The sequence below is a fragment of the Hyphomonas sp. genome, assembly GCF_046313735.1.
In the GTDB taxonomy this organism is placed as follows: domain Bacteria; phylum Pseudomonadota; class Alphaproteobacteria; order Caulobacterales; family Hyphomonadaceae; genus Hyphomonas.
This window is the reverse complement of the sequence record NZ_JBKBXW010000016.1, coordinates 44,890-63,667: the sequence shown is the minus strand read 5'-3', so window position 1 is coordinate 63,667 and position 18,778 is coordinate 44,890. Positions and strand designations below refer to the sequence as shown.

Genomic DNA, 18,778 nt, shown 5'->3' with positions numbered 1-18,778 from the left:
TTTAAGCGCCATGGTTGCTTTGCGGTCCCGGAAACCTCACAATGCCCTCGCGGCTTCGCGAAAGGTGCAGAGCGTGTTCGACCAGCCTGCCCAGGGAACTGATCTGGAACTGCGCGACCATCATGCCCGCTGCATGGAGGCGATCGCGGCCAGCCGCTCGCGTTCCGCCTTCGCCGAACTGTTCAGCTATTACGCCCCGCGCTTGAAGAGCTTCCTGCTGCGTCTCGGCACGAGCCCTTCAGAGGCGGAGGAGCTGGCGCAGGAAGTGATGGTCACCGTCTGGCAGAAGGCCCACCTCTATGACGCGGCTCAGGCGTCGGTCTCGACCTGGATCTTCCGGGTCGCCCGCAATCGCCGGATCGACGCTCAGAGGCGCCAGAACAAGCCGGAACTGCCGGTAGATGACCCGATCCTGATGCCGCCGGACATCGAACGCCCCGATGAAATCATCGCACGCGGACAGACAGAAACGCTGGTGCGCGAGCGCCTCGCGGAACTCTCGCCAGACCAGCTCAGCCTCGTCAAAGCCGCCTTTTATGAGGGCCTCTCGCATTCGGAGATCGCAAAAGCCTTCGGCCTGCCGCTTGGCACCGTGAAATCGCGCATCCGGCTCGCATTCCTGCGCCTGCGGGGCGAGCTTTCCGAGCGCATCTAGGCCTCCAGCTGCAATCAACAGCTGTAGAAACTTGACGGCAATCAAAAGCGGACAATGTTGGCCAGAATAGCCACGAGCGATCCTTGCCTATGTCCTCTCCATCCTCCCGGTTCAGCGAACTCTACAGCGCCTATGCTGCGGGCTGTCTGGACCCCGCCTTTGCGCTGATGCTGGAAACGCAGGCGATGGTACGCGGCGACATCCGCGACGCAGTGGCGGTGAGCGAGATGATTGCCGGCGCCTTCCTCGAAACGACCGAGCCCGCCGCAATGGCAGATCGCGCGCTGGAGCGGGTGATGTCTGCCATCGATGCCATAGATGCACCGGCGGACCTGTCCCGCCGTGCCGGCAAGGCCGCCGGTCAGGCGATTGAGGAACTCCTCGCGCTCCCCGAGCCGCTCCGCGCCGCAGCGCTTGACTCCGCCGGTCAGCGCGGGTGGCAGACGATGGGACTCGGCATCAAGCGCCTGCCGATTGATGCCGGTTCCGCTATGGATGTGGAGCTTTACCGGATTGCCCCCGGCGCAAAGCTGCCGCGCCACACCCATGACGGGGCTGAGTATACTCTTGTCGTCTCCGGTGGCTTCCGTGACGAGCATGGCAGCTATGGCCCCGGCGATATTGCTGTCAGTGACCAGACGATCAACCACCAGCCTGTCGCTGATGAAGACGGCGTTTGCATTGCGCTCGCCGTTCGGGACGGGGGCCTGCGCTTCTCGGGCGTGATCGGCTTTGTCCAGAGCCTTATCGCGGCGCGTTGATCCGCGGGAGGGCAGGGGCTAGCCCTTCTTTGCATCCTGCTGTCTGTCCGGGCCTTGAACATGTGCCCGCCTGCGTGCTCCGTCCGGTCCGCCCGGCATGATCGGTTTCGGCCCATACCCGCCCATCGACAGGTGCCGGTCATACATCACCAGCGCGCCTGCGAGGCTCACATTGATGCAGAAGCGCGTCGGGATTTTTACCACATGCGCGCAACGCGCCAGCGCTTCAGGCGAAAGGCTGCCTTTTTCGGGCCCCAGGATATACGCCGCCTGCGGAGGATGCCGGAACACTGGCAGTTCGACCGCATCCTCCGTCAGCTCCACACCGACCAGCTGGCATCCGCGCGGCAGCACCATGTCCTCCAGCCTGTCCCATTGGTAATACGGGATCTGCCCATCTGCTTTTGATGTGTCGGCAATGTGCGCTTCCTTGAGCCTTCGCTCTGCATCGACCGAGAACACAAAGCCGGCCCCGAAAGCGTGCGCCGTGCGCATCAGCGCGCCAAGGTTCATCGGCTTTGAAATCCGCTCCGCCCCGATGCCGAAATAGCCCCGCATCTCAAATCACCCCGAGCCCATAGCGGCCCGCGAGCACGACCATCAGCAACAGGAACGGCCCGATCAGCGACACCTGCCGCGACATGGAGAGCCAGGCCAGCGGTACAGGATACTCCGAGCGCAGATGATGTCCTGCCTCGTCCTGCGGCGCCCCGCGCCCGGCCAGAAGGATCGCCGCCCGGTAAGCCGGATCCGCCGGGCTGCCGCCCAGCTTAGCGGCCAGCGCGCGGCGCAGCGAATAGGAAATCAGAACACGCATCTGCGCCGCCAGGGCAATCGCAAAGGCAATCAGCACAGAGACGGTCCAGAAAAGTACAACGGTCACAGGAAGGTCGCCACATCGAACCGGCCCTGCCAGTCGGCAAGCCCGCGCTTCAGGCCGGAGGAGTTGAACCCCGCCGCGATGTCCCCATTGGCGCTGACAGCGATCATCCCGCCATTGCCGCCAAGGCGTTTCACATCATCGAGCGCGCCCTGAACCGCCGGCCCCAGCTGCGCGCCGCCATAGCGGATGCGCGCAGATACATCGGCGGCGGCATTCGCGCGGATGAAATACTCGCCAAGCCCGGTGCAGGACACAGCGCAGCGCTCATCCGCCCAGGTGCCCGCGCCGATGACGGGCGTGTCGCCCAGCCGGCCGGGCGTCTTGGACAGTACCCCCCCGGTCGAGGTGGCTGCCGCCAGGTCGCCATAGATGTCGAGCGCCACGGCGCCGACCGTGCCCATCTGCACCGCGCCGTCCTGCACGGTGTCTTCGTCGACGGCGCCGTAATAGCTGCCCGGATCGGTCACGCGCTGCAGGCCTGCCGCCGCCGCGATCCGCGCGGCGCCTTCGCTCACCAGAAGCACATTCGGTGTCTTGTCCATCACCAGCCGCGCCGCGCGCACCGGGCTCGCAAAGCCCTGCAGCGCGCCCACCGCGCCGGCCCGCCGCGTGCGCCCATCCATGATCGCGGCGTCAAGTTCCCAGTCGCCGGCGGTATTCGGGCTCGCGCCCTTGCCCGCCACATAGAGGCCGGAGGCTTCAAGCTCCGCCACCAGCGCTTCAACCACATCCACCGCCGCCTCGCCGCCCGACAGCATCCTGCGGCCTTCGGTCAGCACGCCGGTGATGTGCGCTTCCTCGGCTGCATAGCTGCGCCCGGGGATCGGTCCGGCGCCGCCATGCACGGCGAGGGCCCAGATTTTCGTCATCGCCGCGTCTCCTCTCCCCTCGCGTCAGGCTTGGCGCCTGCTTGCCGCATGGCTACCGTCTGGGCAGTCAAACAACAAGGCCGGAAGGGAGAGGCATATGAAAGCCGTTCTGTCGAAAGTGGTGGGCGGGCCGGAGGCTCTGGTCATCGAGGATGTGTCCGTGCCAGCGCCTGGCAAGGGCCAGGTCCTCGTCGAGGTGAAGGCCTGCGGGGTCAATTACCCCGACGTGCTGATCATCCAGGACATGTACCAGTTCAAGCCGCCCCGGCCCTTTTCGCCTGGCGGCGAGATCGCCGGCATCGTCTCGGCGGTCGGGGAGGGCATCACCCATGTGAAGCCCGGCGACCGCGTGCTCGCCTCCACCGGCAATGGCGGCATGGCGGAATACGCCCTTGCCGGCGGCCACGGCGTCATGCCCATCCCGGAAGGCATGCCTTATGAAGAGGCTGCCGCCTTCCTGATGACCTATGGCACCTCCTACTACGCCCTGAAGGACCGCGCCGATCCGAAACCGGGAGAGAAACTCCTCGTCCTCGGTGCGGCCGGCGGCGTTGGCATCGCGGCGGTGGAACTCGGAAAGGCGATGGGGCTGGAAGTCATCGCGGCCGCCTCGAGCCAGGAGAAGGTCGATTTCTGTCTCTCCAAAGGCGCCGACAAGGGCCTCGTCTATCCGCGCGAGCTTGACCGCGATGCCCAGAAGAAATTCGCCGACGACATCAAGGCCGTCTCTGGCGGCGGCGTCGACATCGTCTATGACGCGGTCGGCGGCAACTATGCCGAGCCTGCGGTGCGCGCCATGAACTGGGAGGGCCGCTTCCTCGTCATCGGCTTCCCGGCCGGCATCCCCAAACTGCCGCTGAACCTGACCCTGCTGAAAAGCTGCGATGTGCGCGGCGTGTTCTGGGGCGCGGCGGTGGCGCGCGATCCGGTGGCGCACAAGCAGAATGTCGGCGAGCTGTTCGACCTCTACAAGGCCGGCAAGATCCGCCCGCACGTTTCCAATTCCTACCCCCTCGAAAAAGCCGCCGACGCCATCCGCGAACTCCAGGACCGCAAGGCCCAGGGCAAAGTTGTGGTGGTGATCTGACCTTCAAGCCCCTTCTCCCTCGGGGAGAAGGGGTTGGGGATGAGGGGCTCGCCCGGTCCTTACGCTGGCGGGCAAGAACACAGAAGAAAAAACCCCGCCGGATCGCTCCAGCGGGGTTTTGTCCGTACAGCGACTAAGCTGGCTTACGCCCGCTTCGCGTCGTCGACTTCCTCGAAGTCGGCGTCCACCACATCGTCGCCCTGCTGGCTTTCGCCGCCGGTTGCGCCCTCTGCGGCGCCCTGGGCGGCGTAGATGGCTTCGCCGAGTTTCATTGCGGCGTTCATCAGGGCCTGGTGCTTGGCGGTGATGTCGGCGGTATTGTTGCCTTCTGCCGCCGTGCGCAGGTCGGTGATCGCGGTCTCGATCTCGCCTTTCACGGCATCAGACACTTTCGAGCCATGTTCGGCAAGCTGCTTCTCGGTCTGATGGATCAGCGCTTCGGCATGGTTCTTCGCTTCCACCAGTTCGCGGCGCTCTTTATCCGCGCCGGCATTGGCTTCGGCTTCGGCCATCATCTTCTTGATGTCAGCTTCAGAGAGCCCGCCATCTGCCTGGATGGTGATCTGCTGTTCCTTGCCGGTGGCCTTGTCCTTGGCCGAGACTGAGACGATACCGTTGGCGTCGATGTCAAACGTCACCTCGATCTGCGGCAGGCCGCGCGGGGCAGGGGCAATGCCTTCGAGGTTGAACTGGCCGAGCTGCTTGTTGTCAGCCGCCATCTCGCGCTCGCCCTGGGCAACCTTGATGGTCACCGCCGGCTGGTTATCCTCTGCGGTCGAGAAGACCTGCGATTTCTTCGTCGGGATCGTCGTGTTGCGCTCGATCAGGCGCGTGAAGATCCCGCCGAGCGTCTCGATGCCGAGCGAGAGCGGGGTCACGTCGAGCAGGACAACGTCCTTCACATCGCCCTGCAGGATGCCGCCCTGGATCGCCGCGCCGATGGCAACGACTTCATCCGGGTTGACGCCCTTGTGGGGGTCCTTGCCGAAGAACTTCTTCACCGCTTCCTGAACAGCGGGCATCCGGGTCATGCCGCCCACGAGGACGACTTCGTCAATGTCCGCCGGGGTCTTGCCAGCATCTTTCAGGGCCTTGCGGCACGGCTCGATGGTGCGATCGACCAGGTCCTGGACGAGGCTTTCGAACTTGGCGCGCGTCAGCTTGATGTTGAGGTGTTTCGGGCCGGTCGCATCCGCCGTGATGAAGGGCAGGTTGACCTCATACTGGGCCGCCGAGGAGAGCTCCTTCTTGGCCTTCTCGGCCTCTTCCTTCAGCCGCTGCAGGGCCAGCTTGTCGGATTTCAGGTCGATGCCCTGTTCCTTCTTGAACTCGGCAGCCAGGAAATCGACGATGCGCAGGTCGAAGTCTTCCCCGCCGAGGAAGGTGTCGCCATTGGTCGAGAGCACTTCGAACACGCCGTCGCCGATCTCGAGCAGCGAGACGTCGAACGTGCCGCCGCCAAGGTCATACACGGCAATCGTCTTGTTGCCACCCTTGTCGAGGCCATAGGCGAGGGCTGCGGCTGTCGGCTCGTTGATGATGCGCAGCACTTCAAGGCCCGCGATCTTGCCGGCGTCCTTGGTCGCCTGGCGCTGGGCGTCGTTGAAATAGGCGGGGACGGTGATGACGGCCTGCGTCACTTTCGAGCCGAGATAGGCTTCGGCGGTTTCCTTCATCTTCGTCAGGATGAAGGCGGAGACTTCCTGCGGCGCGTAATCCTTGTCGCGGCCTTTGACCCAGGCGTCGCCGTTCGGGCCGCGCACGATCGCGAAGGGGGAAAGCTCCTTGTCCTTCTGCGCCGTCGGGTCATCGAATGTGCGGCCGATCAGGCGCTTGATGGCGTAGAAGGTGAAGTCGGGGTTGGTAACGGCCTGGCGCCGGGCCGGCTGGCCGATCAGGCGCTCACCGCTCTCGGTGAAGGCGACAACCGACGGGGTCGTGCGGGCGCCTTCGGCATTCTCGATCACTTTCGCCTGGCCGCCTTCCATCACGGCAACGCAGGAGTTGGTGGTGCCAAGGTCGATACCGATAATCTTGCTCATACTCTGGTCTCTCTTCTGTCAGCCGCCACAGGCTGCGGTTTATCCGGTCTGCTCAGCAGCCCCGCGCCGCCAATGGCTCTATCCAAGGGTTTGTTTGAGCCGGTGAGGACGGCGTTTCACTCCGCTCACCTGTTCGGCCACCGATATGGGAAACCGGCAGGCAGGCTCAAGGGGGCAATACAGATTTGCATAGGCCGGACCTATACCGCGCCCAGCCCCTATCAATTTGAAAATCATTCGCAGGAGGTACATCTGATGCCCTATGAGAATGAGGTTCCCGCCCATGCCCCGCCCCGCCCTGAAGACGCTCACCTACAGCGTCATGCATTTCGCTGTCGCCATCACGGTCGCCTTTGCGCTGACCGGCAGCTGGCAGGCCGCGCTCGCCATCGGCCTGATCGAGCCTGCGGTGCAGACGATTGCCTATGCCGTGCATGAGCGCGTCTGGGAGCGGCTCGGCCGCAAGCCGCAGGCCCCGCTCTCCTCGCCCGCCCAGCCAGCCTGACAATTCAGTCTTCAGGTGCACCGGACTGCGACCTCGTGTACCCTAGGGGAAACCTGTATTTGCCCGGCCAACACCCCATCTCTGCCGCGGAGGCCAAAGTCATGAAGCAAGACGTCGAGCTGATGAAACCCGCGCCGCTGGAGTTCCGCCACCAGCCGCAGGGCCTGTCTGACCAGATCGCCTACGGCCTGACGAAGATGCTGCGCTTCTTCGCCGATTTCTTCTTCCGCAAGCGCTATGGCCACCGCGCCGTCGTGCTGGAGACGGTCGCGGCCGTGCCCGGCATGGTCGGCGGCATGCTGATCCATCTGAAAAGCCTGCGCCGCATGCAGGATGATGACGGCTGGATCCGCACCCTGCTCGATGAGGCCGAGAATGAGCGGATGCACCTGATGACCTTCATTGCGGTCGCAAAGCCCAACTGGTTCGAGCGCGGCCTGATCATCCTGGCGCAGGGCATCTTCTTCAATGCCTTCTTCCTGCTCTACCTGATCCATCCTCGCACGGCGCACCGCCTGGTCGGCTATTTCGAGGAAGAGGCGGTTGTCAGCTACACCAACTACCTCGCCGAAATCGACGCAGGCCGCGTGCCGAATCCGAAGGCGCCGGACATCGCCATCGAATACTGGAACCTGCCGGAAGATGCCCGCCTCCGGGATGTCGTCATCGCCGTACGCGCGGATGAGGCGGGCCACCGCGATGTGAACCACGCCTTTGCCGAACAGCTGAAAGCCGGCATCGAGATGGGCGAGAAAGTCGCCGAGGGCGACGAGCCGAGCAAGCTCGAGCCCTAAAGCGGCGTTCCGAAAAGTGGGAACCGGTTTTCGGAAAAACGCCGCGACAAATCAAAGACCTGGACCTTCGGGCTGATTTTTGAATCAGCCCGAAGTTCTAGCTGTCAGGCCTTAATTCGCCGGCCCGAGGCTGACCGCCACCATTGCCGCGCGCAGCGTGCGCTCGCCGATCCGCCAGCCGGGCTGGAACAGCTGGGCAATCGTGCCGGAGGCATGTTCGGACTGGATCTGCGCGACGGCCTGGTGCACGTTCGGGTCAAACGGGCTGCCGGGCGAGGCCTCGACCGGGACAACCCCGTGACGCGCCAGCGCCGTCGACAGCTCCTTCGCCGTCATTTCGATTCCGCCGAGCAGGTTGCGCCCCGCATCGGTGAGGCCCGCGCGGTCTTCCTCGGGCAGGGCGTCCAGCGCCCGGGCGAGGTTGTCGGAGACGCTCAGGAGGTCAGCGGCAAACTTCTCGATCGCATATACACGCGCTTCGCTGACCTGCCGGTCGGCCCGCTTGCGGGTATTGTCGAGGTCCGCCAGGAGGCGCAGGATCTGGCCGTTCATGTCGGCCTTCTCCGCTTCCAGCCTTGCGATGATCTCCTCGGGCGAGGGCGCCGCGCTCTCTGCGCTGCCAGCCTCTGCGGTTTCGGCGTTCACGTCGATTTCCGCCGTTTCACCCTGTTTTGTCTCGTCGCTCATCACTTCCCATCCTTGATACGCCGCGATGACAGGATTTCTCCCACCACCTTGGCGGTATAATCGACCATCGGGATCACGCGGGCATAGTTGAGCCGGGTCGGCCCGATGACGCCCAGCGCGCCGATCACATTCTTGGTGCCGCCGATATAGGGAGCCACAATCACACTTGAACCCGACAGCGGGAAAAGCCGGTTCTCCGAGCCGATGAACAGGCGCACGCCCTCGGCCTCCCGCGTGGTATCAAGGATGTCGAGCAGGTTCTGCTGGCGCTCCAGCTCATTGAACAGCTGGCGCACCCGGTCGAGGTCCTGCGCGGCCTTGGCATCCTCCAGCAGGTTCGCCCGGCCCCGCACGATCAGGCTGCGGCCCCGCCCGGGCGCTTCGCCGCCCCATTCGGCCAGCCCAGCCTCGACAAGGGCTGCCGTCGCTGCATCCAGCGCCGCGCGCCGGCTGCGCAGCTCTTCGCGCACCTCGTTTGCCGCCTCGGAGAGCGTCCGGCCCTTCACCCGGGCCGACAGGTAATTGCCCGCCTCGATCAGCGCCGTGGACGGCAGCCCGTCGGGCACCTTCAGCATCCGGTTCTCGACATCGCCGTCCTCGGAGACGAGCACGCAGAGCGCGCCGCCGCCACTCAGCGGCACGAATTCGACATGGCGCACCGGCGCATCGCGCGCAGGCGAGGCGACCAGCCCCGCGCCCCCGGCCAGCCCCGACAAGAGGTCAGACGCCTCGCCCAGCACAGCCTCGATATTCGTCCCGGCCGAGGCGAGCCGGTCATCGATGTATTTCTTGTCGGCCTGCGAGGGCTCGCCATACTCGAGGAACCCGTCGACGAAGACCCGAAGCCCCTTATGCGTCGGCGCCCGCCCGGCCGACACATGCGGCGCATCCAGCAGGCCAAGCTCGGTCAAATCGGCCATGACATTGCGGATCGAGGCCGGCGACAGCGCAATCCCGCTTTTCGAAATCGTGCGCGAGCCGACCGGCTCCCCGGTTTCCAGGTAACCCTCGACGATCTCCCGGAAAATGTCCCGGGAGCGCTGGTCAAGGCGCTGGAACAGGCTCTGGCTGTCGCTCCGGTCGGTCATGCCACTGGATTAAGGGCGCCGAGGGCGGCGTTCAATAGGGCGCACCTTCAGCTCAGCCCGTCGACCTGTCCGTTCGCATTGAGGTGAATCACCTCAGCCGCCGGCCGGCGCGGCAGGCCTGGCATGGTCATGATGTCCCCGCAGATCGCCGCAACAAACCCCGCCCCTGCGGACAGGCGCACTTCGCGCACGCGCAGCACATGACCTTCCGGCGCCCCGAGCAGGGCAGGGTCCGTCGAAAAGCTGTATTGCGTCTTGGCCATGCACACCGGCAGGTGCGCGAAGCCGGCCTTCTCCCATGCCGCCAGCTGCGCCCGGACACTTTTCGGCGCCTCGACCCGCTCGGCCCGGTAGATCGAGGTCGCAATCGCCTCGATCTTTTCCATAAGTGTCAGGTCGCTGCCATAGAGGGGCCGGAACCCGCTCAGCCGTGCGCCTGTGGCGGCCACCACGGCATGGGCAAGCTCTTCCGCCCCGCGCCCGCCCTCGGCCCAATGGGTACACAGGCTCATCTGCACACCCTGCGCGGCGCAGAACGCCTGCACAGCATTGATCTCGGCAGAGGTATCTGTCGTGAAGCGGTTGAGCGCGACGATCACCGGAATCCCGAATTTCTTCAGGTTATCCATATGCCGGCCCAGATTGGCGAGGCCCCGTTCCAGCGCCGCATAGCTGACGCTGCCGAGGTCATCCTTGCCGAGCCCGCCATGCATCTTCAGCGCCCGCACCGTCGCCACCAGCACCGCCGCATCCGGTGACAAGCCCGACTGGCGGCACTTGATGTTGAGGAATTTTTCCGCGCCAAGATCCGCCCCGAAGCCGGCCTCGGTGATCACATAATCGGCCATCCGCAGCGCCGCCCGCGTCGCAATGACGGAGTTGCAGCCATGCGCAATATTGGCAAACGGCCCGCCATGGATCAGGCAGGGATTGTTCTCCAGCGTCTGCACCAGCGTCGGCAGCATCGCATCGCGCAGGAGCGCCATCATCGCGCCAACCGCCTTCACGTCCGCCGCCGTCACCGGCTCCCGGTTTCCGGTATAACCGACGATCATCCGCCCCAGCCGGGCCTCAAGGTCTGCCGGGTCGCGCGCCAGGCACAGCACTGCCATCACCTCGGAGGCGGCGGTAATGTCAAAACCCGTCTCCGCCGGCGTGCCATTGGCTGGCCCGCCCATGCCGGTCACGATGGCCCGCAGTGACCGGTCGTTCATGTCCACCACGCGCCGCCAGGTCTTGCGCACGGGGTCGATGCGCGGCTCGGCGCCCCAGTGGATATGATTGTCCACCATCGCGGCCAGCAGATTGTGCGCCGCGCTGATCGCATGGAAGTCGCCGGTGAAGTGGAGGTTGATGTCCTCCATCGGGACCACCTGGGCGAGGCCGCCGCCGGTCGCGCCGCCCTTCATCCCGAAGCACGGTCCCAGCGATGGCTCGCGCAGGCAGAGCAGGGTGTTCTTGCCGATCCGGTTCATCGCATCGGCGAGGCCGATCGAGGTCGTTGTCTTTCCTTCCCCGGCAGGGGTCGGGCTGATTGCCGTCACCAGCACCAGCTTGCCGGAGGCCTTGCTCCGCAGGCCGGAGAGATAGCGCGCCGACAGTTTCGCCTTGTCATGGCCATACGGGATGATGTCTTCCGGATCGACGCCAAGCCGGGCCGCAACCTCCTGGATCGGCTTCTTCCTTGCCGCCCGTGCAATCTCGATATCGCTCGCCATCGACGCCCTCAAACTCCCCCGCGCAGCCATGGTGTAGACAGCTGCGGCAAAACCCGCAAATCAGTCGTCCTGAGCTAGAAGGATTCCCGCCCATGCCAAGCCTCATACGCCCCTCGGGCCGCGCCTTCGATGAGCTGCGCCAGATTTCGCTCGAAACGGGCGTCACGCGCTATGCCGAGGGCTCCTGCCTGGCAAAATTCGGGCACACACATGTCCTGTGCACCGCCAGCTGGGAAAAGGGCGTCCCCGGCTGGATGAAAGGCAAGGGCGAAGGCTGGGTCACCGGCGAATACGGAATGCTGCCGCGCGCGACCCACACGCGCGGGCGCCGCGAAGCCGCCCAGGGCAAGCAGTCGGGCCGCACGCAGGAAATCCAGCGCCTCATCGGCCGCTCGCTGCGCTCGGTCATCAATCTCTCTGCCCTCGGCGAGAACACCATCACCATCGACTGCGACGTCCTCCAGGCCGATGGCGGCACGCGGACCGCCTCGATCACCGGCGGCTTCGTCGCCCTCGCCATGGCGTGCCGCTACCTGAAACAGGAAGGCGTCATCAGCGCGGACCCGGTTGTGAAACAGGCCGCCGCCATCTCGGTCGGCCTCTACAAGAGCCATCCCGTGCTCGATGTGGACTACCCTGAGGATTCCGAAGGCGAAGCCGACATGAATGTCGTGATGAGCTCTGATGGCGGCTTCATCGAAGTTCAGGGCACCGGCGAATCCCGCCCCATCGCCCGCGCAGAGCTCGACGAAATGATGCGCCTGGCAGAGCTCGGCTGCAACGCCCTCTTCACCGCCCAGCGCGCCGCCCTCGGCGCCTGAGGCTCACTCCGCTGCGACCCGTCCCGCGCCTTCCTCGTCTTCGGTGTCGAAGACGAGCAGGTCGCCCGGCTGGCAGTTGAGTTCCCGGCAGAGCGCCTCCAGCGTCGAGAAGCGGATGGCCTTGGCCTTGCCGGTCTTCAGGATCGACAGGTTCGCGAGGGTCACCCCGACGCGCTCGGAAAGTTCGGTCAGCGACATGCGCCGCTCCAGCAGAACACGGTCAAGGGTCACACGAATGGTCATGGCCGCGTCTTTCCTCAGATCGTCATTTTTTCTTCGTCCCGCAGGCGGGTGCCTTCACGGAACACCTGAGACAGGATGAACAGCGCCGCCACGGAAATCCAGAGGATGAGCTGGGTTGAGAGTTTCGGGGGCGCATCCCCCGCAAGGCCGGGCATGGCCCGCACAACAAGAAGCGTTACGACGCGCACAAGTTCCATCGCGGCAATCGCAATGCCGATCCGCGTCAGCCGCCCGGCATTCTCCGGCACGAACGGGTCGCCCTCCACCAGCGTCAGCAGGATGCGCCGCATCTGAATGCAAATGAAGATCAGCCCCGGAACGATCACGCAGAGCAGGCCCAGAGCGATGACGAAATTGCCCGGCGAAACGCCGTCCGCCAGCGCTTCGATCCCGCCCAGCGTCGCCGCGCCGTCAGACAGGCTGGCATACAGTCCGATGCTCAGCAGCGGGATGCCGATCACGCCAAAGGCGCCTGCAATCCACATCGAGACCGTCACCAGAACGGTCATGGCTTCTGCCATCGAATTCCGGCTGGGCATTGTCATCGGAACCTTTTCACCCGGTGCGGTTGATGATTTATGAAGCGGAACTTTGCCGGTGCGCCATCCCGTTATTACCGAATAACGATATATGCATTCGCGCACAAAGCAAGAATGGAGCCACAAAACTGTGCAAAAAGCCTCGGCCATGCCCCGCCTGATCCCCGGCAAGCTGATAGCGGCCACGCATAACAGCGGCAAAGTCAGCGAATTGCGGGACCTGTTCGCCCCCTATGGCTTCACCGTCGTGTCGGCTCTGGAACTCGGCCTCAATGAGCCGGATGAAACCGAGGATAGTTTCGCCGGCAACGCCCTCTTGAAGGCCCGCGCCGCGATGCAGGCCACCGGCCTGCCGGCCCTGTCGGACGATTCCGGCCTCGCCGTGGCGGCCCTTGGTGGTCAGCCGGGCATCCATTCGGCCCGCTGGGCCGGGGAGCCCCGGGACTTCTACCACGCCATGGAAAAGGTCGAGGAAGCCCTCCAGGCGACAGGCTCGTCAGACCGGTCCGCCAAATTCGTCTGCGCGCTGGCGGTCGCCTGGCCGGATGGCTCCGAAGCGGTGTTCGAAGGCGAAGTGCACGGCACGCTCGTCTGGCCCCCGCGCGGAAGCCGCGGTTTCGGCTATGATCCCGTCTTCCTCGCGGAAGGGGAGGCGGAAACCTTCGGCGAGATGGAACCAGCCCGCAAACACGCCATGAGCCACCGGGCAAGGGCGGTGGAAAAACTCCGCGCGGCGCTGCTCGCATGAACACCGCCATTGCGCCCTTCGGCCCGCATTTCGGGTTCGGCCTCTATGTCCACTGGCCCTATTGCGCGCGCGTCTGCCCCTATTGCGATTTCAATGTCTATGCCGCCAAGGACCGGGCCTCAGGCCCGCTGATCGACGCGATCATCGCCGACATCCACGCCCATCGCCCGCGCCTGCCGCAGCATGGCGCGCTCGACACGGTCTATTTCGGCGGCGGCACACCGGCCCTGCTGCAACCCTCTGAAATTGCCGCCATCCTGGAGGCGGCCAGCCGCGCCTATGGCATCGCGCCGGGCGCCGAGATCACACTGGAAGCCAACCCCAATGATGTGCTGCGAAGCGACCTTGCCGGCTTGCGCGCCGCCGGTGTCACGCGCCTCTCCATCGGCGTCCAGTCGCTGAGGGACTCCGCCCTCGGCTTCCTCGGGCGCGACCATGATGCCCTGGCCGGGGAAAAGGCCGTGCGCCTGGCGCTCGCGGCGTTCCCCTCCGTCTCGTTCGACCTGATCTATGCCCGCCCGGGCCAGACTGCCGCCGCCTGGGAGGCCGAACTCCTCGACGCCCTCGCCCTCGGCGCGCCGCACCTCTCGCTCTATGAGCTGACCTTCGAGCCCGCCACCGCCTTCGGGATGGCGCAGCGGCGCGGCGAGATGGCCCCGATGGAGGACGACGCCCAGGCCGAACTCTACGAACTCACCCAGCGCCTCACGGCTCAGGCCGGCCTGCCCGCCTATGAAGTGTCAAACCATGCCGCCGCGCCGGAGCACCGCTCCCGCCACAACCTCATCTACTGGCGCAGCGGCGACTGGATCGGCGTCGGCCCCGGCGCCCATGGGCGCCTTACCGTTGGCGGCGGGCGCTATGCCAGCGAAGCCGAGCGCCGCCCGGAAGCCTATATCGCCGCTGTCCAGATGCTGCAGAACAGCTGGGCCGATGCCGCGCGGCTGGAGCGCAAGGACGTCGCGCAGGAAATCCTCTCGATGGGCCTGCGCGCGTCGGAGGGTATCGACCTGCGCCGTGTCGATCTCGTCAGCGGCCGCCCGGTCCCGCGCGACAAGATCGGCGCCTTCGCGGAGGAGGGATGGGTCACGCTTGAAGGCAATGTCCTGTCATTGACACCGGCCGGCCGGCTCCTCGCCGACGCCATCACCCTTCAGCTCTCCCCCTGAAGCCGCTCAGGCGCGCGGATGCGCCGCCGCGTGCACCTCGCGCAGGCGCCCGGCATCGATGCCGGTATAGACCTGCGTCGTCGACAGCGAGGCGTGCCCCAAGAGCGTCTGGATCGAGCGCAGGTCCGCCCCGTTCGCCAGAAGATGCGTCGCAAAGGCGTGGCGCAGCGCGTGCGGCGTCGCCGTGTCCGGCAGGCCGAGATACCCGCGCATCCGCTGCATCGCGCCCTGTATCAGCCTCGGGTTCAGCGGCCCGCCCTTGGCGCCCCGGAACAGCGGCTTGTCGCGCGTCAGCGCAAACGGGCAGATCTCCGCATAATCCGTGATGGCGTCGCGCACCGCCGGGATCAGCGGCACGATCCGCACCTTGCCGCCCTTGCCCTTGATACGCAGCCGCTCCGGCGGCGGCAGGTCCGCGCCCGTCAGGCTCAGCGCCTCGGAGATACGCAGCCCCGCCCCATAGAGCAGCGACAGCACGGCCGCATCGCGCGCGCCGATCCAAGGCGCCTGATCCGGCTCGCTCTCCGCTTCCGAGATGAGGTCCTGCACCGCATCGATGGATACCGGCCTTGGCAGGCGCTGCGGCCGGCGCGGGCCCTGCAGGTATCCGACTTCCGCATTGTTGATCCCGTGCGCCCGGTCGAGCCAGCGATAGAGCGCCTTGATCGAGGACAGGACACGCGCCACCGACGCATCCGACAGCCCCTCCCGCCGCCGCTCGGCGAGGTAGGCACGAATGTCGCGCGCCCGCACATCCGCCAGCATCTTCAGCGACGGCTCCCCGCCCATATGCACCCGCAGGAACGCCAGGAAGAAGGACAGGTCGCTGCCATAGGCCTCAACCGTCTTCGCCGCCATCCGGCGTTCACGCGACAGGTTCTGAAGAAAGGCCGGCAGGATATCCATCGCGGCAGCCTGCCATGGCGCGCTTAAGGATGCCTGAAGGGCGCAGTTCCCGCCCCGGTCAGGGCGCGTTGCCTTCCCAGTCGACGATCCAGTCCTCCTGGTCCTCATCGAACACGGTGTCTTCCGAAACCGTCCGCCCAAGGATCGAATGGCCCTCGGTATGCACCCGCATCGGGTCGCCGCAGACCAGATGGTGCCAGTCCGGCAATTCCTTGCCCTCATGGATGAGCCGGTAGGCGCAACTCGAAGGCATCCAGTTGATTTCCTCGATCCCCGCCGGTGTCAGCTTCACACAATCGGGCACATGCGCCTTGCGATTCTCATAATTGCTGCACCGGCAGGTCTCCGCATCCAGCAGCCGGCAATGCAGGCGCGTATAGGCGATCTCGCCGGTGTCCTCGTCCTCAAGCTTCAGCAGGCAGCACTTGCCACAGCCATCGCACAGGCTCTCCCACTCCTCGCGGGTCATCTGGTCCAGCGTCCTGGTCTTCCAGAAGGGCAGGGTCATGCCAGGTGCGCTGCCCATTCGGGGTGCTTGCCGAACTGCTCGCGCGCGTACCAGCAGGACGCCTCCAGCCGCTCACCCGCCGCAATCGCATCCTCCACAGCCCGGCGCACCAGAACCTTGCCATGCCCGCGCCCGCCGATCGTGTCCGGCACGATCGTATGAGTAATGTTGCGCACACCGGCGCGCGGATACTCATACGTCAGATACGCCTCGACCCCGCCATCGAGCAGGCTGTAGCGCTGGCGCGCGGCGTCATGGGTGATCGGGGTCTCGGTCATCTCAGCTCTCTCTCGGGGCCCAATTCAGTTCAGGCGAGCACATCCTGCCATTCGGGATGTTTCCCGATCTGCGCCTTCGCGAACGGGCAGAGCGGGATGATCTTGATCCCCGCCGCCCGCGCATCCTCGACCGCGCGTTTCACCATCGCCTGCCCGGCGCCCTTGCCGCGCAGCGCATCCGGCACCCCGGTATGGTCGATGATGATGCGGGTCGCGCCCGCCTTGGAATAAGTCATCTCGGCGGTATGGCCATCAATCGTCACGAAATACCGCCCGCCCGAGGGCCCGTCTTCGCGCTGCACATCCGGTTCGCTCATGGCGGGCTCCTCATGGCTCTCCCCCCAAATGGCCTGCCGGGGCCCCAACTGCAATGGCCGATCTTGTTCCCAATCCCGGCGCAACCGGCTAGGGCAGGGCGCATGGCCCGCCTCCTTTCCCATCCCGAGATCGACTGGCAGGACGACGGCACCCCCGTCGCGCGCGCCTTTGGCGACGTCTATTTCTCGGCAGAAGACGGCCTTTCCGAAACCCGCGCGGTGTTCCTTACAGGCTGCGGCCTGCCGCAGGCATGGGCGGGGCGCCGCCGCTTCACCGTCGCCGAAACCGGCTTCGGCACCGGCCTCAATTTCCTCGCCCTCTGGCGGCTCTGGCGCGATCACCGTCCCTCGCCGGACGCCCGGCTCAGCTTTGTCAGCTTCGAAGCCTTCCCCCTGAAGCCCGAAGATGCCGCCCGCGCGCTCAGCCGCTGGCCGGAACTCGCGCCCTTGTCAGGCCAGCTCCTGAAGGCATGGCCCGGCCCCGTGCCCGGTGTGCGCTACATTCCGTTCGATGCGGATGGGATTGAATTGATCCTCCACCTCGGCGACATCAACCAGACCCTGCCGCAGAGCCGCTTCCGCGCCGATGCCTGGTTCCTCGATGGTTTCAGCCCCGCCCGCAATGAAGACATGTGGATCGAGGCGCTGTTCCCGGCCATCGCGGAACGCTCCGCCCCCGGCGCGCGGCTTGCCACCTTCACCGTCGCCGGCCGCGTCCGCCGCGCCCTTGGCGAGGCTGGCTTCACCGCCGCAAAGGCCGCCGGCCATGGCCGCAAGCGCGAACGCCTCGAAGCCATCTTCCCCGGCGCGCAGACCCCTGAGGAAGCGCCCCGCCGCATCGCCATCCTCGGCGCCGGGATCGCTGGCGCCAGCCTCGCCGCGCGCGCCCGCGCCTGCGGCCTTAAGGCGACTGTCTTCGATCCGGCCACGGACATTGCCAGCGGCGCCAGCGGCAATCCGCTCGCCCTCCTGATGCCGCGCCTCGATGCCGGCGACACGGCCGAAGCCCGACTGCTCATTGATGCTTACCTCGAAGCCCGCCGCGCCTATGCAGGCCTTCCCGGTGCGGAGGAAACCAGCGTCCGCCAGCTGCCCCGCAACGAGACCGAGCTTCGCCGCTTCGAAAAAGTCCTCGCAGATCCGCCGCTGCCGCTGGAAGACCTGGAAGCCCTGCGCGGCGGCGGCCTCCTGCACAAGCGCGCCCTGATCCTCCGTCCCCGGCAGATCGTGGCAAACCTTCTCGAAGGTGCCGACCTGCGCCTCGGCCAGCCCGTCATTGCAGACCTTGAAACCCTCCGCGTCAATGGCGAGGCTTATGACGCCATTCTCCTCGCCAGCGGCATGGCGATCGCACGCCTCCTGCCCGGCATCGAGCTCACCGGCCGTCAGGGCCAGGTCGAACACCTCCCAGTCGCGGCCGTCTCCGCGCCGCCCTCGTCTGACGCCTCGGGCACCTACGCAATCTGTACGGGTACGGAACGTCTCTGGGGCGCCACCTTCGAGCCGGCCGGGCAGGGCGGCGCTGCCGAAGTCACAGACGCCGCCCGCGCCGAAAACCTCGCCGGCCTCGAATCCCTCTCCCCCTGGTGGATCGCCGAGGCGCGGCGCAGCGTGCCCGCCTCCCGCGCCTCGGTGCGCGCCACCACGCCCGACCGCCTCCCGCTGGCCGGTCCGGCGCCGGATATCGGCGCGATCGAAGCCGCATTCGCGAACAATCCAGCACAGGCCAGCTGGCCTGCACTTGCGGGGGTCTATGTGGCGGGGGGGTATGGCAGCCGGGGCTTCACTTGGGCGCCCTGGGCGGCGGGGGTGATTGTCTCGGGCCTCTGCGGGTCGCCGCTGCCGGCGGGGCTGGAGGCGCTGCGGGCGGCGGATCCCGCCCGGCAGGTTGTGCGGCGCCTGAAGCGCCGCTGATCCCTTGCTTCAGGTGGCGCGGACGAAGAAGAGCCGCAGCCCGCCTTCTTCCGCTTGCTGAAAGCTCATCGCGACGCCGGCCACTTCAACCGAGACCTCACCGCTGAGCGTCGAGGCGATGGCGCCGGAGAGAAGGATCGCTGCAGCGATGGCGCCCAGCAGCAGGTTTGCGTTGTGGATAGTCCCCTGTTTCATTGTTCCGGTCCTTGCACGGAGTAAAATTGGTGGGAGGAAGGTGCGCCGGAC

23 protein-coding genes are annotated in these 18,778 nt (G+C 66.0%); 9 read left to right on the top strand and 14 right to left on the bottom strand.

The window, feature by feature from the left end; genetic code table 11:
* Positions 1-10: 10 nt before the first annotated feature.
* Both ACK4SV_RS09530 and ACK4SV_RS09525 read left to right on the top strand, forming a co-directional pair.
* A complete protein-coding gene (locus ACK4SV_RS09530; protein WP_409917593.1) occupies positions 11-655 on the top strand; it encodes a sigma-70 family RNA polymerase sigma factor in 645 nt (214 codons plus the stop codon).
* Between the two features lie 89 nt (positions 656-744).
* On the top strand, positions 745-1,416 hold the full coding sequence (locus tag ACK4SV_RS09525; protein ID WP_409917592.1) for a ChrR family anti-sigma-E factor: 672 nt from the start codon (positions 745-747) through the stop codon (positions 1,414-1,416).
* Positions 1,417-1,434: 18 nt separating this feature from the next.
* On the opposite strand, the gene ACK4SV_RS09520 is transcribed toward ACK4SV_RS09525, so the two are convergent.
* From ACK4SV_RS09520 to ACK4SV_RS09510, 3 genes are read right to left on the bottom strand one after another with little or no spacing between them, the layout of a single operon-like run.
* Positions 1,435-1,974 (bottom strand): RNA methyltransferase, encoded by a 540-nt coding sequence (locus ACK4SV_RS09520; protein ID WP_409917591.1) that lies wholly within the window; start codon positions 1,972-1,974, stop codon positions 1,435-1,437.
* 1 nt (position 1,975) lies between these two features.
* The gene (locus tag ACK4SV_RS09515; RefSeq protein ID WP_409917590.1) at positions 1,976-2,299 is read right to left on the bottom strand and encodes a hypothetical protein; all 324 of its coding nucleotides are present in this window, start codon (positions 2,297-2,299) and stop codon (positions 1,976-1,978) included.
* Positions 2,296-3,168, bottom strand: coding sequence for an isoaspartyl peptidase/L-asparaginase family protein (locus tag ACK4SV_RS09510; RefSeq protein WP_409917589.1), 873 nt, complete (start codon positions 3,166-3,168; stop codon positions 2,296-2,298). Before ACK4SV_RS09510 ends, ACK4SV_RS09515 begins: the two co-directional genes overlap by 4 nt.
* A 97-nt stretch (positions 3,169-3,265) precedes the next feature.
* On the opposite strand from ACK4SV_RS09510, the gene ACK4SV_RS09505 reads away from it, so the two are divergent.
* Positions 3,266-4,255, top strand: a complete 990-nt coding sequence (locus ACK4SV_RS09505; RefSeq protein ID WP_409917588.1) for an NADPH:quinone oxidoreductase family protein — start codon at positions 3,266-3,268, stop codon at positions 4,253-4,255.
* A gap of 143 nt (positions 4,256-4,398) precedes the next feature.
* Here ACK4SV_RS09505 and dnaK read toward each other — a convergent pair whose 3' ends face one another.
* On the bottom strand, positions 4,399-6,297 hold the full coding sequence (gene dnaK, locus ACK4SV_RS09500; RefSeq protein ID WP_409917587.1) for a molecular chaperone DnaK: 1,899 nt from the start codon (positions 6,295-6,297) through the stop codon (positions 4,399-4,401).
* A gap of 283 nt (positions 6,298-6,580) precedes the next feature.
* Here dnaK and ACK4SV_RS09495 point away from each other — a divergent pair, with 283 nt between their 5' ends.
* Both ACK4SV_RS09495 and ACK4SV_RS09490 read left to right on the top strand, forming a co-directional pair.
* Complete coding sequence (locus ACK4SV_RS09495) at positions 6,581-6,802, top strand: DUF2061 domain-containing protein (RefSeq protein ID WP_409917586.1); 222 nt, start codon at positions 6,581-6,583, stop codon at positions 6,800-6,802.
* A gap of 101 nt (positions 6,803-6,903) precedes the next feature.
* Positions 6,904-7,596, top strand: coding sequence for an alternative oxidase (locus tag ACK4SV_RS09490; RefSeq protein ID WP_409917585.1), 693 nt, complete (start codon positions 6,904-6,906; stop codon positions 7,594-7,596).
* 111 nt (positions 7,597-7,707) lie between these two features.
* Here ACK4SV_RS09490 and ACK4SV_RS09485 read toward each other — a convergent pair whose 3' ends face one another.
* The 3 genes from ACK4SV_RS09485 to ACK4SV_RS09475 are packed head-to-tail and all read right to left on the bottom strand — an operon-like array spanning position 7,708 to position 11,089.
* Positions 7,708-8,283: a nucleotide exchange factor GrpE gene (locus ACK4SV_RS09485; RefSeq protein ID WP_409917584.1), complete on the bottom strand. Its 576-nt coding sequence runs from the start codon at positions 8,281-8,283 to the stop codon at positions 7,708-7,710.
* Complete coding sequence (gene hrcA / locus ACK4SV_RS09480) at positions 8,283-9,371, bottom strand: heat-inducible transcriptional repressor HrcA (RefSeq protein WP_409917583.1); 1,089 nt, start codon at positions 9,369-9,371, stop codon at positions 8,283-8,285. The genes ACK4SV_RS09485 and hrcA overlap by 1 nt, the downstream gene beginning before the upstream one ends.
* 47 nt (positions 9,372-9,418) lie before the next feature.
* Positions 9,419-11,089 (bottom strand): formate--tetrahydrofolate ligase, encoded by a 1,671-nt coding sequence (locus ACK4SV_RS09475; RefSeq protein WP_409917582.1) that lies wholly within the window; start codon positions 11,087-11,089, stop codon positions 9,419-9,421.
* Between the two features lie 92 nt (positions 11,090-11,181).
* Here ACK4SV_RS09475 and rph point away from each other — a divergent pair, with 92 nt between their 5' ends.
* Positions 11,182-11,910, top strand: coding sequence for a ribonuclease PH (rph, locus tag ACK4SV_RS09470; protein WP_409917581.1), 729 nt, complete (start codon positions 11,182-11,184; stop codon positions 11,908-11,910).
* A gap of 3 nt (positions 11,911-11,913) precedes the next feature.
* Here the strand turns inward: rph and ACK4SV_RS09465 are convergent, their stop codons facing one another.
* The gene (locus tag ACK4SV_RS09465; RefSeq protein WP_409917580.1) at positions 11,914-12,153 is read right to left on the bottom strand and encodes a helix-turn-helix domain-containing protein; all 240 of its coding nucleotides are present in this window, start codon (positions 12,151-12,153) and stop codon (positions 11,914-11,916) included.
* A 14-nt stretch (positions 12,154-12,167) separates the two neighbouring features.
* On the bottom strand, positions 12,168-12,698 hold the full coding sequence (locus ACK4SV_RS09460; protein WP_409917579.1) for a DUF2975 domain-containing protein: 531 nt from the start codon (positions 12,696-12,698) through the stop codon (positions 12,168-12,170).
* 142 nt (positions 12,699-12,840) lie between these two features.
* Between ACK4SV_RS09460 and rdgB the strand changes: the two genes are divergently transcribed.
* Both rdgB and hemW read left to right on the top strand, forming a co-directional pair.
* Entirely contained in the window at positions 12,841-13,440 is a 600-nt protein-coding gene (gene rdgB / locus ACK4SV_RS09455; RefSeq protein ID WP_409917578.1) for an RdgB/HAM1 family non-canonical purine NTP pyrophosphatase, read from the top strand.
* Positions 13,437-14,609, top strand: a complete 1,173-nt coding sequence (hemW, locus tag ACK4SV_RS09450; RefSeq protein ID WP_409917577.1) for a radical SAM family heme chaperone HemW — start codon at positions 13,437-13,439, stop codon at positions 14,607-14,609. The genes rdgB and hemW overlap by 4 nt, the downstream gene beginning before the upstream one ends.
* A gap of 6 nt (positions 14,610-14,615) precedes the next feature.
* Here the strand turns inward: hemW and ACK4SV_RS09445 are convergent, their stop codons facing one another.
* The 4 genes from ACK4SV_RS09445 to ACK4SV_RS09430 are packed head-to-tail and all read right to left on the bottom strand — an operon-like array spanning position 14,616 to position 16,618.
* Positions 14,616-15,515, bottom strand: coding sequence for a tyrosine recombinase XerC (locus tag ACK4SV_RS09445; RefSeq protein WP_409917576.1), 900 nt, complete (start codon positions 15,513-15,515; stop codon positions 14,616-14,618).
* 58 nt (positions 15,516-15,573) lie between these two features.
* On the bottom strand, positions 15,574-16,023 hold the full coding sequence (locus ACK4SV_RS09440; protein ID WP_409917575.1) for a YcgN family cysteine cluster protein: 450 nt from the start codon (positions 16,021-16,023) through the stop codon (positions 15,574-15,576).
* Positions 16,020-16,301 carry a GNAT family N-acetyltransferase gene (locus ACK4SV_RS09435; RefSeq protein WP_409917574.1) on the bottom strand — a complete coding sequence of 94 codons (282 nt, stop codon included), beginning with the start codon at positions 16,299-16,301 and terminating at the stop codon, positions 16,020-16,022. Before ACK4SV_RS09435 ends, ACK4SV_RS09440 begins: the two co-directional genes overlap by 4 nt.
* A 29-nt stretch (positions 16,302-16,330) precedes the next feature.
* Positions 16,331-16,618, bottom strand: a complete 288-nt coding sequence (locus ACK4SV_RS09430) for a GNAT family N-acetyltransferase (RefSeq protein ID WP_409917573.1) — start codon at positions 16,616-16,618, stop codon at positions 16,331-16,333.
* 102 nt (positions 16,619-16,720) lie between these two features.
* On the opposite strand from ACK4SV_RS09430, the gene mnmC reads away from it, so the two are divergent.
* Positions 16,721-18,532, top strand: a complete 1,812-nt coding sequence (gene mnmC, locus ACK4SV_RS09425; RefSeq protein ID WP_409917572.1) for an FAD-dependent 5-carboxymethylaminomethyl-2-thiouridine(34) oxidoreductase MnmC — start codon at positions 16,721-16,723, stop codon at positions 18,530-18,532.
* Positions 18,533-18,541: 9 nt separating this feature from the next.
* Here the strand turns inward: mnmC and ACK4SV_RS09420 are convergent, their stop codons facing one another.
* On the bottom strand, positions 18,542-18,727 hold the full coding sequence (locus ACK4SV_RS09420) for a hypothetical protein (protein ID WP_409917571.1): 186 nt from the start codon (positions 18,725-18,727) through the stop codon (positions 18,542-18,544).
* Positions 18,728-18,778: the final 51 nt, after the last annotated feature.